This window comes from Anaerotaenia torta (genome assembly GCF_050433395.1).
GTDB classification, from domain to species: domain Bacteria; phylum Bacillota; class Clostridia; order Lachnospirales; family Lachnospiraceae; genus Mobilitalea; species Mobilitalea torta.
Genome location: NZ_JBNPXH010000004.1, coordinates 33,040 through 49,205, shown reverse-complemented (window position 1 = coordinate 49,205; position 16,166 = coordinate 33,040). Strand labels below are relative to the sequence as shown.

General features: G+C 48.0%; 15 protein-coding genes. 12 read left to right on the top strand and 3 right to left on the bottom strand.

Annotated features, from left to right (window positions below):
- Nucleotides 1-303 precede the first annotated feature (303 nt).
- From thrS to HNQ56_RS08255, 6 genes are all read left to right on the top strand, one after another.
- The gene (thrS, locus tag HNQ56_RS08280; protein WP_429144562.1) at nt 304-2,181 is read left to right on the top strand and encodes a threonine--tRNA ligase; all 1,878 of its coding nucleotides are present in this window, start codon (nt 304-306) and stop codon (nt 2,179-2,181) included.
- Nucleotides 2,182-2,344: 163 nt separating this feature from the next.
- Nucleotides 2,345-3,475 (top strand): helix-turn-helix domain-containing protein, encoded by a 1,131-nt coding sequence (locus HNQ56_RS08275; protein ID WP_429144560.1) that lies wholly within the window; start codon nt 2,345-2,347, stop codon nt 3,473-3,475.
- Between the two features lie 258 nt (nt 3,476-3,733).
- Nucleotides 3,734-4,702 (top strand): hypothetical protein, encoded by a 969-nt coding sequence (locus HNQ56_RS08270; protein WP_429144558.1) that lies wholly within the window; start codon nt 3,734-3,736, stop codon nt 4,700-4,702.
- Between the two features lie 10 nt (nt 4,703-4,712).
- Nucleotides 4,713-4,943, top strand: a complete 231-nt coding sequence (locus HNQ56_RS08265; protein ID WP_429144556.1) for a helix-turn-helix domain-containing protein — start codon at nt 4,713-4,715, stop codon at nt 4,941-4,943.
- Nucleotides 4,930-5,907, top strand: a complete 978-nt coding sequence (locus HNQ56_RS08260) for a hypothetical protein (protein WP_429144554.1) — start codon at nt 4,930-4,932, stop codon at nt 5,905-5,907. Before HNQ56_RS08265 ends, HNQ56_RS08260 begins: the two co-directional genes overlap by 14 nt.
- Nucleotides 5,908-6,077: 170 nt before the next feature.
- On the top strand, nt 6,078-7,364 hold the full coding sequence (locus HNQ56_RS08255; RefSeq protein ID WP_429144553.1) for an MFS transporter: 1,287 nt from the start codon (nt 6,078-6,080) through the stop codon (nt 7,362-7,364).
- Nucleotides 7,365-7,479: 115 nt separating this feature from the next.
- On the opposite strand, the gene HNQ56_RS08250 is transcribed toward HNQ56_RS08255, so the two are convergent.
- Together HNQ56_RS08250 and HNQ56_RS08245 are read right to left on the bottom strand one after the other, a co-directional pair.
- Nucleotides 7,480-8,352 carry a hypothetical protein gene (locus tag HNQ56_RS08250; protein WP_429144551.1) on the bottom strand — a complete coding sequence of 291 codons (873 nt, stop codon included), beginning with the start codon at nt 8,350-8,352 and terminating at the stop codon, nt 7,480-7,482.
- Between the two features lie 120 nt (nt 8,353-8,472).
- Complete coding sequence (locus HNQ56_RS08245; RefSeq protein ID WP_429144550.1) at nt 8,473-10,113, bottom strand: ABC-F family ATP-binding cassette domain-containing protein; 1,641 nt, start codon at nt 10,111-10,113, stop codon at nt 8,473-8,475.
- 244 nt (nt 10,114-10,357) lie between these two features.
- On the opposite strand from HNQ56_RS08245, the gene HNQ56_RS08240 reads away from it, so the two are divergent.
- The 5 genes from HNQ56_RS08240 (at nt 10,358) to HNQ56_RS08220 (ending at nt 15,226) form a co-directional block, all read left to right on the top strand.
- Nucleotides 10,358-10,990, top strand: a complete 633-nt coding sequence (locus tag HNQ56_RS08240) for an SGNH/GDSL hydrolase family protein (protein WP_429144548.1) — start codon at nt 10,358-10,360, stop codon at nt 10,988-10,990.
- Between the two features lie 470 nt (nt 10,991-11,460).
- On the top strand, nt 11,461-12,393 hold the full coding sequence (locus HNQ56_RS08235; RefSeq protein ID WP_429144546.1) for an alpha/beta hydrolase: 933 nt from the start codon (nt 11,461-11,463) through the stop codon (nt 12,391-12,393).
- Between the two features lie 79 nt (nt 12,394-12,472).
- Entirely contained in the window at nt 12,473-13,741 is a 1,269-nt protein-coding gene (locus HNQ56_RS08230; RefSeq protein WP_429144544.1) for a hypothetical protein, read from the top strand.
- A gap of 98 nt (nt 13,742-13,839) precedes the next feature.
- Nucleotides 13,840-14,511, top strand: a complete 672-nt coding sequence (locus HNQ56_RS08225; RefSeq protein WP_429144542.1) for a DUF6320 domain-containing protein — start codon at nt 13,840-13,842, stop codon at nt 14,509-14,511.
- 43 nt (nt 14,512-14,554) lie between these two features.
- Nucleotides 14,555-15,226 (top strand): TraX family protein, encoded by a 672-nt coding sequence (locus tag HNQ56_RS08220; protein WP_429144540.1) that lies wholly within the window; start codon nt 14,555-14,557, stop codon nt 15,224-15,226.
- On the opposite strand, the gene HNQ56_RS08215 is transcribed toward HNQ56_RS08220, so the two are convergent.
- Entirely contained in the window at nt 15,210-15,413 is a 204-nt protein-coding gene (locus tag HNQ56_RS08215) for a hypothetical protein (RefSeq protein WP_429144538.1), read from the bottom strand. The genes HNQ56_RS08220 and HNQ56_RS08215 overlap by 17 nt on opposite strands.
- 130 nt (nt 15,414-15,543) lie before the next feature.
- On the opposite strand from HNQ56_RS08215, the gene HNQ56_RS08210 reads away from it, so the two are divergent.
- A complete protein-coding gene (locus tag HNQ56_RS08210) occupies nt 15,544-16,044 on the top strand; it encodes a DUF5721 family protein (protein WP_429144536.1) in 501 nt (166 codons plus the stop codon).
- The last annotated feature ends 122 nt before the right edge of the window (nt 16,045-16,166 follow it).

Genomic DNA, 16,166 nt, shown 5'->3' with positions numbered 1-16,166 from the left:
ATGCTGAAATTAGATTAAGCGTTGCCGTATGTCTGCGTTAAAGAATAGGATTTGTTGGAATCCGAAGTGAAAAGTTAAGGTGGGACCGTGCATTTCACACATAGTTAGCATTGCTGGCAGTGTTTGCACCCTTAAACAGATGGTATGATACCATTTGTTTTAGGGTGCTTTTCTTATATTACAATATTCCAGAGGGCGATTTTCTCAGCTTCATCCATGGATATATCCGTAGATCCATAGACATGGAAAAAGAGGTGGAATGAAACAGAGAGAAATCAGCAAAAAGAAAAGGAGACGTAGTATATGAGGATTTTATTAAAGGATGGTGCGGTAAGAGAATACCAGAACCCGGTGACCGTGCTTCAGGTGGCGGGGGAGATCAGCCCCTCCCTGCAGCGGGCAGCCTGCGCAGGAAGGATCAACGGCGTGTGTGTTGATCTTCGTCATGAGATTAAGGAGGATTGTTCCCTGGAGATACTCACCTTTGAGGACGAGGAGGGCAGGGCGGCCTTCCGCCATACGGCATCCCACATACTAGCCCAGGCGGTAAAGCGTCTTTACCCTGGTGCACGCCTTGCCATCGGTCCGGCAATTAAGGATGGTTTTTATTATGATATTGAATTTGAGGCGGCTTTCACTCTTGAGGATATGGAGAGGGTCGAGGCGGTAATGAAGGAAATCATACAGGAGGAGCTGGAGATTGAGCGCTTCACCATGGAACGGGAGGCGGCTGTTGCCTATATGAATTCCTGGGAGGAGTTCTACAAGGTGCAGTTGATCGAGGATTTGCCGGAGCAGGAGGAGATCAGCTTCTACCGGCAGGGAGAGTTTGTGGATCTGTGTGCAGGCCCGCATCTAATGAATACGCGGCAGATTAAGGCATGGAAGCTGACTTCCATGGCCGGCGCCTACTGGCGGGGGAATGAGAAGAACAAGATGCTGACGAGAATCTATGGCACGGCTTATCCCAGAAAACAGGACTTAGAGGCATATCTTACGATGATGGAGGAGGCGGCCAAAAGGGATCACAGAAAGCTTGGGAAGGAGCTGGGGCTGTTCACGCTGATGGACGAGGGGCCGGGCTTCCCCTTCTTTCTGCCGAAGGGGATGGTGCTGAAGAACCTTCTCATCGATTATTGGAGAAAGATTCATGAGCGGGAAGGATATGCGGAGATATCCACCCCGATGATGCTGAACCGCAGTCTATGGGAGAAATCAGGACATTGGAAATACTACCGTGACAAGATGTACACGACGAGAATCGATGAGGACGATTATGCCATCAAGCCGATGAACTGTCCAGGCGGAATGCTGGTATATAAATCGGAGCCCCATTCCTACCGGGAGCTGCCCATGAGAATGGCGGAGCTGGGATTGGTTCACCGGCATGAGAAATCAGGTACCCTGCACGGTCTCATGCGTGTCCGCTGCTTTACCCAGGATGATGCCCATGTCTTTATGACACCGGATCAGGTCATTGATGAAATCAAGAGGGTTGCCCGGCTGATTCACGAATTCTATGAAGCCTTTGGCTTCCGGTATCATGTGGAGCTATCCACCCGGCCGGAGGACAGCATCGGCAGCGATGAGGATTGGGAATTGGCGACGCATGCTCTGGAAGAGGCCCTGCGGCAATTGAAACTGGATTATATCGTCAATGAAGGGGACGGAGCCTTTTACGGCCCCAAGATTGACTTCCATCTGGAGGATTCCATCGGAAGGACCTGGCAGTGCGGTACGATACAATTGGATTTCCAGCTTCCCCAGCGTTTTGAGATTGAGTATATCGGAGCCGACGGAGGCCGGCATCGTCCTATTATGATACACAGAGTAGTCTTTGGTTCCCTGGAACGGTTTATCGGAATTCTCATTGAGCACTATGCGGGAAGATTCCCCTTCTGGCTGGCACCGGTACAGGTCAGGGTGCTGCCCATCTCGGAGAAATTCCTGGGCTATGGGGGAGAGGTGCTGAGCCGGTTAAAGGAACGGGGCATCCGCTGTGAGCTGGATCAGAGGGACGAGAAGATCGGTTTCAAGATCAGGGAGGCACAGCTGGAGAAGGTTCCTTACATGATCATTCTTGGGCAGAAGGAAGAAGAGAGCGGGAAGGTCTCTGTCCGCAGCAGGGACCAGAAGGATATGGGAATGCTTTCGCTGGAGGAGTTTCTGGAAACCTTATAAGAACCGGGGCGTTATTCTGGAAATATTAATCTGCGGTTAAATTTTTCTTCCGTCTATTTAACAAAGCCTCCATTGTCTCCTAAAGAAGGAAAGGCTATAATGGACATAAGACGAGCAGCTGCCGTTGTTGAATTAAGCCTAATTCATATTTGGAGGAAGAAGGATGAATATCGGAAAAGTAATCTTTACCCATAGAAAACAAAGGAACATGACCCAGGAGCAGCTGGCGGAGAAGCTGGGAGTATCCGTGCCGGCAGTAAGCAAATGGGAGACCAACGTATCCATGCCGGATATTACCCTGCTGGCGCCCATTGCAAGATTGTTCCATATCTCCATCGATACCCTGCTGGCCTTTCAGAGCGAGCTCTCCCAGGAGGAGATCCAGGAGTTCTTGAAGGAGGCAAGAAGGCGGGTGAAGGAGCAGGGGCTTGCGGAGGGAATGCGATATATTGAAAAGCTTCTGACGCAGTATCCCAACTCGGAGAGGCTCCGCCTGGAGGCTGCCTTCGGCCTCTCCGGCCTGAAGAGCCTTGCCGGGCTGGAGCTTACAACGCTTTCGGCAGAGCAGCAGGAGGAGCAGCTCAAAGTCATACAGGATTGCGGGGACAGGGTGGTCGCTATGTTTGAAGAGCTGATGCACTCCGAAGACTACTATGTAAGCAATGCAGCAAAAACGGGTGTGGCGTCCAGTTACATGGGAAGCGGAAGATTGGATGAGGCGGAGGCCATTTTTCAACAAATGAAGCTGCCCAGGGAGTGGAACTCCAACCATATACTACCTACTGTCTATCTGCTGAAGCAGGAATATGACAGAGCATTTTATGCGGCGGAAGAAAACCTCATGGCAGACTGGCAGGATGTAGTGATTGATTTGAGAACCATTTATAATATTGTACTGAAGAAGCAGGATTATGACAGGGCGCTGAAGCTTGCCCAGGCAGTGTGCACTATATCGGATTGCTTCGGTCCGGGGGGGCTGAATCAGGGGATGGATATGCTGGTGGAAGTTCATATTCTGAGAGGGGAGCTTGCCCAGGCGCAGGCCGCCTTTGAGCGTTATATTGACTGGCTGATCGGCAGCGATGGTCCCTCAGGAAAAAGGTATTCGGAGGTGTTCTTTGCCGAAGCCTATGAACAGGGGTTGTACGGCAGGAAGGAAGACAGCCGGGAGGAAGCGGAGTTAAATGTGCTGCAGGTGATGTATCAGGCGATTGTCCAGGATACCAGGTATGAGGTGATACGCGGGACAGAGGCGTACCAAAGATGCATGAGAAAGCTGGAGGAATACCTGTAGGACGATATGTATTTCAGAGATGGCAAAGAAACAAAAAAGGCAACCTTGGAGGGTGCGTCTTAGGGATTTTTAATCCCGGAAAAATATCGGCATAGTCGGGTATGTGTTACCGGCTATGCCGATTTTTCTGATGTGGATGCGGAAAACAGTGAGTCAAATCGTCAATACAGTCATTTTCAGTAAAATTATTGACAAACGATAATTTTATATGTTATACTAAATATAAATTATCGAATAACAATAATTATGGAGGCGAATATGAAACCCAGGACTTTTTTGATCCTTCTTGGAATGGAAGCCGTGCTTTGTGTTGTACTTAGCATGATGCAGGAAGCATTTTCCGGAGTATTTACAGCGGCTATGGCATTCCCCTTCGAGCAAATCGGGATTTTGCTGCGAAGCCTCTCCCTGCTTAGGGGGATTGGCAATATAGCTGCTATTGTAATCTACACGGCAATCTGCTTGATTCCCGCCGTCGCTTTTCTTATGCTTCGGAAAAAACGAAAGCTTTATTTAGAGGACAGACTGCTTATACTCCTGAGTGCCGCTCTGTTTGTGGTGCTATATGTCATGATTAACCCAGGCGTTATCAGCCGGCTCCTTGGCAAAGCTTCCGGACTTGCCGTAAGCAAGGCTATATTAGGCGGTACAGTGTATTCTGTGCTCTGCGGATATCTTATATTGAGAGTATTGCGCCTGTGCTTTGCCAGCGGTACGGAAAAGCTGCAACAGTATATGACCGTCCTGCTCCGGCTGTTGAACGCGCTGTTTGTGTATGTGATTTTCGGCGCCTGCTTTAACGATCTTCTGGATTCTATAGCGGCTCTCCGGGCTGGAAACACGGGTAACGAGCATCTGCTGGGTGTAAGCTATGCCTTTCTTGTTCTGCAATATGCAGTTGATACTCTGCCATATGTTTTTAATGTTCTTGTGGTCTTTGCCGGAATTCGGCTGCTGGGTGAAATACAGGCTGACCGCTATTCCAATGAGAGTGTGGAGGCGGCCGGAAAGCTGTCCCATTTGTGCGGGGCGGCTCTTGCGGCAACGGTGCTCACTAACATTGGGTTTAACCTTCTGCAGCTTCTTTTTGCCCGGAGCCTGATGATCATCAACAGTTCGTTGAACATCCCCATACTTTCTGTAGGCTTTGTGCTGGGCGCATTGCTGCTTTCACGGCTCCTTGCAGAGAATAAGCAGCTCAAGGATGATAACGATATGTTTATATAAGAGGTGCGGGATGGCGATAAGAGTATTTTTGGATGATATATTGAAAGCACGCAAAATGACCTCAAAGGAATTGTGTTCCCTGGTAGGAATTACAGAAGCAAATCTGTCCATTCTTCGCAGCGGAAAGGCAAAGGGCGTACGTTTCGGTACGATCAACAAAATCTGCTGGCATCTTGGCTGTGATGTGGGGGATATATTGAAATTTGATGGAAATCTGGAGGACGATGATGATGAAATATAAAATGAGGATGGCAGCAGCCTTCCTTACCGTCTTGATGCTGGTCCCGCTGTCAGGATGTCAGCTGGCACGGGAGGACGCAGGATTAAGCAACCGGGAGGACAGATTGATCGGCGTCTTTTTAACTACCGAGTATCTTGACCTGTGGGATTTTGAAGGTTATCTGAACGACAATATCAAGAGTTTCTCCGGCGGAGAAATAAAGATGGACGGACCGATGGAACAGTATCAGGGCAGGCTGTACGCCGAGCTGAGGCCGAAAACACTGACTAATACGGAAACGGGCGAAAAGACCGTGACAGAAGAATACATTTTTCCTGGCATAGAAGGCATCCCGTATTTTGCTGCCAGGGTTCCCGACGCTGCAGAACGTCAGGGTTATATCACTTCCGGGTCGGACGAGGCCATCAGCGACGGCCATATGTACTTGAACTATGGCGACAAAGAGGATAGTACTGTCCTGAATGGAACAGTCTATGTATCCCCCGGCTCCGGCAGCATATATTATTTCAATCCGGTTTACCAGAGTGAAGATGACCGTGTCTATGCATTGTCCGGCAGCGGATTATCTACCGGTGGAATCCAGAGTGAGGGAGAGGTTTTTTCACAAACCCTGGATGCCAGCTACACATCAACAGAAAATGGGAAAACAAAATCAGAGAGTATCTCAGTAAAGGTTTCCATTAGTGTAATGTTCCCTCCGGAAGAAATTACGATTTTACAGATGGATGCAGACAGTGCTGTGGTCTCCAGAAGGGAATATACCCCGGAGGAAATACCTGAATCAATTACGCCGAAGGCTAATACCGAGTATATCATAGTCGAGATTCACAAGACGCATCCAAGCGATAGTACTTTTATTACACGGAAGCTATATGGCAGGGACGTGGAGTCTCTTGAGACCTTCTATAGACGAGCAAATGGCATATGCGTTAAAAAATGGGTGCCAATAAAATGGTCAAAATAAAATCCATTTATAAGAGTGATTATACAAACCTTAAATGCGGATAAAGTTTGTGAAAATGCTTTACCTTTGGAGATGATTATACTATAATGTTCGAGAGCACACCATGTCCGCAAGTATCCATGGTATGGGTGCGGATCTTTAGTAAATTGTCTGGAGGTATCAAAGTATTAATGAAGAAGAACAAGTGGGTGAGAACATTGCGTTCTCACCCGTTATTTGACCTGATGTATACTATCGAAGGGAATGCAAAGCCTTTAATTCTCATTGAACCCTTATGGGGGATTCCTTATAATCTGCTGGCTCCCTTCACTACGCTGTACATGGTGGCGATGGGAGTCACCGATGTACAGATCGGACTGATTCTTTCCATTGCCATGGTGGTTCAGGTGGCCTTTTCCTTCATGGGAGGAATTATAGCGGACAAGCTGGGGCGGCGCATCACTACGATGCTGGGAGATTTCTTCGGCTGGAGTGTTGCCTGCTTTATATGGGCCATCTCGCAGAATTTCTGGTTTTTCCTCATTGCGGTTCTGATGAACAGCTTTGAGCAAATTAACCAGACGGCCTGGTACTGCCTGCTGATTGAGGATTCCAAGGAAAAAGACATCCTGAATATCTTTAACTGGATTACCATCGGGGGCCTGGTGTCGGTATTCTTCGCCCCCATCTCAGGACTGCTGATCGGACGGTTCTCGCTGGTGCCGGTTATCCGGGGTGTTTATCTGTCCTTCAGTATTACCATGCTGCTGAAAACCATAATCACCATGCGCTATACAAAGGAAACCCGGCAGGGAGCGGTGCGGAGGCAGGCCACCAAAGGAGTGTCGGTATGGAAGCTGATGTCGGAGTATAAACAGCTGGTTCCCCGTATCTTCCGTAATAAGGCTACGGTGCAGACCCTGGCAATTATGATGATTGTTTATATTACCGGTATGATAAATGGAAACTTTTTCGGACTTTACGTTAATCTGAGACTGGGAATTCCCAAGCAATATCTGGCCTTCTTTCCTATTCTGCGTGCCATCGTGATGATTGTGTTTATGTTTGCAATACAGCATCGGCTGGAGCGCTTAAGCCTGAAAATCCCCATGCAGGTGGGGCTGGTAATGTATGTATTATGCCAGCTGCTGCTGATTTTCAGTCCGGCGAACCAGATATTGCCGGTGGCATTGTTCACCCTGATGGAAGCGGTGGCCAATGCTCTGGTGATGCCCCGCAAGGATGCCATGCAGGCTATGAATGTAGACCCGGCGGAGCGGGCGCGGATCGTAGCATTGCTGACGGCCTTTATGATCGGTTTCTCCTCACCCTTTGGGTACGTGGTAGGATTGCTTTCCAGTATTGACCGAAGGCTTCCCTTTGTGTTAAGCAGCTGCCTGTATCTTTTGGCGATTGTGGTTATTTCACGCTTCAAGGAGCGCAAACCGGCTATGGAGTCCCAGATATCATCGGAATAACAGATTGCCGCTGGCTGAATGGTTACATCAGCACACATAGATCAATATACATAGATCGAAATAGAAGAAACGGGGCCGTTGCAGGGGAAATCCTGCAACGGCCCCGTTTTCATTGTCAGAAATATTTATCCGTGATATAGACCAGACTGGAGGTGGAGGGTGTGCTGTGGCTATCGATATAATCCCGGTATTCCTCATAGTTAATATAGTATTGTTTTCCCCAGGAGGAGATACGCAGCATAATCCGGCCGGTTACCTCATCCTTAATCAGGGCGGTTACGGTAACATAATGTCCGTTGATCCCTTCTTCCACGGTTTTATAATAATAGGGCTTAGAGGCTTCGGTCATGGGCTCCTGGCCTTTGGCACCGGGGTCCAGATAATCGATTTCCTTCAGTTCATAGAAAGGAATTCCCTTGCGTCCCCAGAGCTTCGGGACATTTGGGCCGATGGAGAGTATGACCGGGAGATCCCTGCCCAGCATCTCTTCCATTCTGTCATACATATCGTAGTAATTCAGCTTCCATTTCCAGGCGGCTTTCAGACCAAGTCCGTAAGTGCGGGAGTAGGAGCGGACGGCGCGGGCAATAGAAGGGCCAAGTACGGTGACCAATGGCTTGGTTTTAATATAGCTATGATGAATGGTATAGACATAGGGGATATAATCCATATAATTAATTCCGTTTTGCCGGATAATTGCAGAATCAGTAACAGGAGTCCGAAAGGAGCTGTTTTGCATTGCAAGATATAGAAAGAGATCCGCGGTGGCAATGGTCCCGCAGCCATAATTATGGAGAATATAATCCTTACCATACCGGTGATTTGCAGAAAACCACATCTGGCTTCCTCCGAAATATTTGTCGTTGTTCTTGATTACAGGAAGATAGTCGGGCCGGCGAAGCGTGATGATCACATTGTCTTTAAATGGCACAGTAAATTCTCCCATCATGATATCCTCACAATAGTTTATTCCGTTTCGCTTGTTCATGTTGCAGGGATAATGCTATAAAACAAATGATGGAATAGCACTCCCCTTTGGCGATATTAAACATAAGAGAGCGTATTGCAAAAGCTGGTTTTACAATACGCCCTCTTATGTTACGTAAATTTATTCTTCGCCGCTTTCATCCTCGGCAGCAAACTGGCTGATCTGTCTCTTTCTGGCCTGTTCGTCACTATCAAGATATTCGTCATAGGTGGTAATCTTATCAATCAGATGCCCGTTGTAAATCTCCATAATACGGTTAGCCGTAGTCTGGATAAACTGATGGTCGGGGGAGGTGAACAGGGCAACACCCGGGAATTTAATCAGGCCGTTGTTCAAGGCGGTGATGGATTCCATGTCCAGATGGTTCGTGGGCTCATCCAGAACCAGCACATTGGCTCCGGCAATCATCATCTTGGATAAGAGAACGCGCACCCGCTCTCCTCCGGAGAGCACATTTACCTTCTTGGAGCCTTCCTCACCGGCAAAGAGCATTCTGCCCATAAAGCCGCGGACATAGGTGACATCCTTTTCCGGGGAGAAGGGCATCAGGAAATCAACGATGGTCTCATCCCCTGCGAAAAGCTTCGTATTGTCCTTGGGGAAATAAGACACATTGGTGGTAATGCCCCATTTATAGCTGCCCTCATCCGGTTCTTCCTCTCCGGCGAGAATCTTGAACAGGAGGGTAGTGGCCTGGGTGTTGGGGCCGACAAACGCGATCTTATCCTCTCTTCCCACAATAAAGGAAATGTTATCTAACACCTTAATTCCATCCACATATTTCGTCAGATTTTCTACCGTAAGAACCTCGTTGCCGATTTCACGGCTGGGACGGAAATCGATATAGGGATATTTTCTGCTGGAGGGACGGATGTCATCCAGCTCGATTTTCTCAAGGGCCTTCTTTCTGGAGGTAGCCTGCTTGGATTTGGAGGCGTTGGCGCTGAAGCGCTGGATGAATTCCTGCAGCTCCTTGATCTTCTCCTCTTTCTTCTTGTTGGCTTCCTTCATCTGCTTTACCATCAGCTGGCTGGACTCATACCAGAAATCATAATTGCCGGAATAGAGCTGTATCTTGGCATAATCAATATCCGCAATATGAGTACATACCTTATTCAGGAAATAACGGTCATGGGATACCACGATAACGGTATTCTCAAAATTAATCAAAAATTCCTCCAGCCAGCGGATCGCTTCCAGATCCAGATGGTTGGTGGGCTCGTCGAGGAGCAGGATATCCGGGTTGCCGAAGAGAGCCTGGGCAAGCAGCACCTTCACCTTCTCACCGCCGTTCAATTCGCTCATCTGCTTGTAATGAAGCTCCGTCTCGATGCCCAGACCGTTGAGGAGGGACGCGGCATTGGCCTCCGCCTCCCAGCCGTCCATGGCGGCAAATTCGCCTTCCAGCTCACTGGCGCGGATTCCGTCTTCCTCCGTAAAATCCTCTTTCGCGTAAATGACTTCCTTTTCCTTCATAATCTCATACAGACGCTTATTGCCCATAATGACGGTGTCGAGAACCTGGTAAGCGTCGTACTTGAAGTGATCCTGCTGTAAGAAGGACAGCCGCTGTCCGGGGGTGATGATCACCTCACCCTTGCTGGGCTCAAGCTGCCCGTTTAATATCTTCAGAAAGGTGGATTTGCCGGCACCGTTGGCGCCGATCAGCCCGTAGCAGTTGCCCTCGGTGAACTTGATATTCACGTCCTCGAACAACGCCCGCTTTCCTATCCTAAGTGTAATATTACTTGCCTGTATCATGAGAAACCTCCTGGTAACATTCTTTATGTTTTGAACTCCTGTTTTTCTATATCAGCCTGGGCAGCAGTGGGATAGCCCGTGCAATTGCTGACATAATCGCCATTTCTATTGTATCGTATATTCATTATTTTGCAAGAGAAAACTGCTGTGATTTAGGAAAATGTATACATCGCCATCAATATTTGCTATAATACACTATGACAAAATACAATGCGTGTCGGCTTACGCAGGAATGGAGAACAGGATGAAAAGCATATTTCAAGACGGACAAGTAGTATTATTTCAAGGAGACAGCATTACGGACTGCGGGAGAGACCGCGGCGATATCACTTCCCTGGGAGGGGGATATGCCGGTGTGGTAGCCAGCTTATACCGGACCTTATTTCCCCAGGCAAAGGTGAGCTTTATTAACAAGGGAATCAGCGGAAACCGGGTGAAGGATCTGCTGGCCCGCTATGAGGAGGACTTTCGTTCGATCCGGCCGGATTACTTATCGATTCTAATCGGGATAAATGATACCTGGAGAAGATACGACAACAACGACCCCACCAGCAGTGAAGAGTTCGAGGATACATACCGGGAGCTGCTGACAAAGCTGCGCCGGGATCTGCCGGATTGCAAGCTGATCATGATAGAGCCTTTCCTGCTTAACTCTCTGCCGGACAGGGCTGCATGGAGAGAGGATCTGGATCCGAAGATTCATGTGATAAGAAAGCTGGCAAAAGAATTCGCTGACTATTATATCCCCATGGACGGCATCTTTGCAAAAGCAGAGGTAGAAGAATACACCTGTAAAGAACTGGCGGAGGACGGAGTCCATCCCAGTGAAACCGGCCACCGTATCATAGCAGAAGAATATTTAAAACTATTTTCATAAAATCACGCGGCGGTGCAGGCTGTGGCGGGGAAGAGGGGGAGCATGGTGCTCCTGTAATGCACTGTATGGAAGAGATGTGATCGAATTTGTATGGCACAGACGAACAAACTTGTTTGTACGGTTGTGTCATACAAATTCGGTCATGTGTCTTCCATCCTGTGTGTGAAGGAGCACCATGCTCCCCCTCTTCCCCGCCACAGCCTGTACCGTTGCAATTCTTGTTGCAATTCAATTGTTTTTAAATTGTTCACGAAACGTTAATACCTTCTACATAAATCGAGGATATACTAATGATATGAAACAGCCAATCATATAATTTTTTTCATAAACCTCCTCCTCCCTACAAGCCAACTTGAATAAGTTGGCTTTCGTTTTGGGATTCATTTGACTTTTATAACCATTATGAGTAGAATAAAATTGGCTGGTGTTAGGACGGGTGTCTGACACCTGGCACCCGAATGGAGGTCTATATGGCAATCAATAACGCAATGAGAATGGCTCTGCGTGCTTTGTCTTATCCGGAACTGGATCTGAAGAAAACCTATAAGCTGCAGAGACAGCTGAAAACAGCTGCCAATCCTGTCATCCGGCCGTTGTATAAGATGTGGGATCATAAGGTATGCCTGGAGGACTACGAGATTCCGGTCCGGGTCTTTCTGCCTTCTCCGGAATATACCCTGAATAAACTGCTGATTTTCTTCCACGGCGGAGGATGGGTCATCGGCAATATTGATAACTACACCAGAGTGTGTGCAAATATGGCGAAACAGACGGGACATCTGGTGATATCCGTGGATTACCGGCTGGCGCCGGAGTATAAATTCCCCGCGGCACCGGAGGATTGCTATGCGGTCACCAAGGAGATATATGAAAATGCGGAGCTGTTTCAGGTAAAGCCGGAGGATATTACCCTGATCGGCGACAGCGCAGGGGGGAATCTGGCGGCGGCGGTATCCCTGATGGCCAGGGATCGCGGAAGCTTTCTGCCTGCCGCACAGATATTAATTTACCCGGCGACAGACAGCGACCACAGCGAGAGCTCGCCGTATCCCTCGATCATAGAGAATGGCAGGGATTTTTTGCTGACTTCAAAACGAATCTGTGAATATATGGATTTATATATCAGCTGTGAGGAGGATTTGCAGAATCCCTATCTGGCACCGATACGGGCGAAGGATCTGTCCGGCCAGCCCAGGACATTGATCATTACGGCCGAATATGATCCCTTGAGGGACGAAGCAGAGGCCTATGGCAGGAAGCTCTTTGAAGCCGGCAACGAGGTGGAGGTATACCGTATGAAGGATGCCCTGCATGGCTTCCTCTCTCTGCCGAAGCATTTTGTTCATGTAAAAAGAAGCTATGAATTGATGAACCGTTTTCTGAACGGTGCGGAGAAAGAATGATTCGGAAAGAATACCGCCCGGCAAATCGGTTCATAATCAGATAGATATCAAAAGCTGCCGGAAAGGGGGATTGTGACTGGTGGTAAGAAGAAAACCTGTTGAATGGATGAAATTAGATAATGCGGCCAAGATATTCCCTCCCAATACCAATGAGAAGGACACCAAGGTCTTTCGGTTTGCCTGTGAGCTGAAGGACGAGATTGACCGGGATACCCTGCAGAGGGCATTGGATAAGGCTCTTTCCCTGTTCCCCATCTACCAGACGGTGCTGCGCAGAGGGCTGTTCTGGTATTATTTTGAAAGCACGGATGCCAGGCCGGAGGTTATAGAGGAGAAGAAGCTTCCCTGCAGTATGCTGTACCGGGTGAATCGCCGTAACCTCCTGTTTGAAGTAACCTACTATAACCGAAGGATTAATTTGGAGGTCTATCATGCACTGACGGACGGAACCGGTGCGCTGGAATTTTTAAAGACCATTGTATATTATTATCTAACCCTGCGCCATGGGGAGGAATTCGGAGAGGGGCTGCCGAAGCTGGATTATGATGCATCCCTTACCCAGAAGATGGATGACAGCTTTCTGAAACATTACAGCGGAGATAAGCAGCTGGACCGGATTAAGATCAGCCGTGCATATCGTATCACCGGAAGGCGCGCCATCGATAACCGGCTGAGGATTGTGGAAGGGGTGACTTCGGTCCGTCAGATACTGGAGCAGGCTCACCGCTATGACACCACTATGACGATATATCTGACGGCCCTTTATCTAAAGGCGATTTCCATGGATATGCCCGCAAGAAGCCGGAAATATCCTGTCATCCTCACAGTACCGGTGAATCTCAGGACTTATTTTCCCTCTGTGACGGCCAGGAATTTCTTTACGACCATCAGTATCCGCTATCATTTTGCGAAGAATTCGGACAAGCTGGAGGACATTATACCGGAGGTGAAGGAAGCCTTTGCCCGGGAGCTTACCAGGGAGAAGCTGGGCGGTCATATAAACCGGCTGTCCGCATTGGAGCATAATGCATTTATGAGAGTGATTCCCCTGGCAGTCAAGGATGTGATCCTGCGCTTTGCCAACTATCTGAGCGGACGGGGCATCACGGCAACCCTGTCCAATATCGGCAGGATTACGGCGGCGCCGGAATTGGTTCCCTATATCCGGCTGTTTGATTGCTTCACCAGCGCCAGGAGGCCGCAGATTGCCATGTGCTCCTTTGGAGACGAGCTGGTGATCTCCTTCACCTCTCCCTATGTGGGAACGGAGATCCAGAAGAATTTCTTCCGTATGCTGACCCAGGAAGGCGCCCATATCATAGTTGCCTCCAATAACAAGGAGCTGTAGGAGATGGAAGGTTGCAAGAAATAAAAATGTATAAATAAAGGAGGGACCGGGTCCATGCCAGCACTTTCATGGCAATTTGTGCGGTAAAAGGCATGGATATGAGGATGTTAAAATGCGATAAATGCAAGGTATCCCTGCAGGGGGAATATGAGGTATGCCCCCTTTGCGGAGGAATTATAAGAGAAGGGGATAAGGCGGGAGAGGAGGTATTTCCCAACATTCCCACCATATTCCAGGAATTCAATATCTTTATCCGGATTATGATTCTGGTATCCATCGCGGCGATTGTGATCAGCTTTGCTGTTAACCTGATCTTTGCCAGGGATTCCAGATGGTCTCTGATTGTGGCGGCCGGCATTGGCTGTATGTGGGTCAGCCTGTTTTTCATTATTCGCAAGAGAAACAATATACCCAAGACCATTGTCTGGCAGGTGGTGCTCCTTGGGGTGTTGTCCGTTCTCTGGGACTGGTCCATGGGCTGGCTGGGGTGGTCCCTGGATTTTGTGATACCCTCGGTATGTTTTGGAGCCATGGTGGTTATGGCTATCGCAGCTAAGATCTTAAAAATCGGTGTCAGAGATCTGCTGGTATATCTGTTCATTGATATTATTTTTGGTTTCCTGCCGATTATTTTTATTTTAACCGGTGTATTGAATATCATATTTCCTTCTGTGATCTGCGTGGCTGCAAGCGCCATCAGCCTGTCGGCATTAATTCTGTTCCAGGGAGATAATATGAAGGCGGAATTGAAAAAGAAGATGCATATCTAGGAAATTTCCTGATAGAATACCTGTGACTGAAAGGATGGGATGTATGAATTCATTTTACCTGAAATTGATTGCTATTATTACCATGCTGATTGATCATACGGCGGCTGTGTTAATTCCCGGTGATACGATGCTCTGGCTTGTGATGCGCTGTATTGGCCGCCTGTCATTTCCGATCTTTGTGTTTTTGCTGGTGGAGGGCTTTTATCACACCAGGGATGTTCAAAAATACATGCTTCGGATGGGAGCCTTTGCCCTGATCTCTGAGATACCCTTTGACCTTGCCTTTTATGGCAAGACGCTGGAATTCAGTCATCAGAATATCTTTTTCACCCTGTTTCTGGGGCTGCTCTGCCTCGTTTTGATGAAGGAGGCGGAGAAGAGATACCAGAAGAATTTATTTGCAATTAATGTGTGGAATGCGGTGATTACCCTTGGTATCAGCCTCGCTGCCATTGTTCTGAGAACGGACTATAATTTTGCGGGAATCTTATTGATCGTGGCGTTTTATCTCTTCCGGGGAAGCAGGCTTATGTGCACCCTTACCCTGCTGCTGGTATCCGCTTTTTTGATCGGCGGAATCCAGGTGGTTGCGGTTCTTGCCATAGTGCCCATTTTCTTTTATAACGGACAGAGGGGCAAAAGTATAAAATATGTATTTTATATCTTTTACCCCGTTCATCTTCTTCTGCTGGCATTGCTCAATATATATCTGTAGGATCCTCATATCCCTCCTGAGTATATTCGCCTTTTGGAGAATAATCATCGCCGTACAGGGACGTAAAGTGCAAACTCTCGCCGGAAGCATAGGGCTGATCCGGATAATAGTAGCGCCGGTCAAAATTCTGTACACTGTTAAGGGATGGAAAACGGTAATATGTTTTTTTGGCAGATTCATAATACATGATTGCAGTCCTCCTGTTTATTTTGATGGATGATCTAATCTTAGTGTTCGTCGTTTGAAGAGGAACTATACCAGGAAAACATTTAAGAATTTACAAATTTTACAAATAGATACCCTAAGGAGAGAACAATATGATTTCGCTGATGATTACGGAGGTTAAGCCGTTTATGGCCAAGCTTCTTGCTCAGACCGCCTTTGACCATTTCATACTTCGGGAGATGGAGCTGTCTACCTTAACCAATTTTACCATTGACGGACAGTTGAACGAAGCCTTCCTTTCGAAGGAGGAGCTGGAAGAGAGAGGAGAGCATGGACGGAATATTCTTTGGAGTGATGTGAGAACGGTTGTGTTTTCCATGATTAAAGGCAATAAGACGCCCCTCTCCTTAAAAATAGTATTTCAGCTGCCACGGAAGCAGAGCGAGGAGCTGCTGCAGAACCTGGGAGGGAGAATCCGCGCGGAAGAGCTGGGAGGCCTGTACTTAAATATCCGGTTTGAGAAAAACGCGCTTCATATCATTACCGGAACCGCCATTAAGACCTTCACCCTGGATAAAACCCTGGAGCAGGAATGGGACAGGAGGGTGCGGGAGATACTGAAGGAGCAGGCAATCCCTTTTGAAGAATTATAAATTGTTAGCACTCTTACTTAAAGAGTGCTAATTTTGTCTTGACATTTTTTTTAACCCGTATTATTATATCATTTGAAGATACCGTTTGCAGTCATGCGGCAGACGGAGGGAAGAATAAGCTG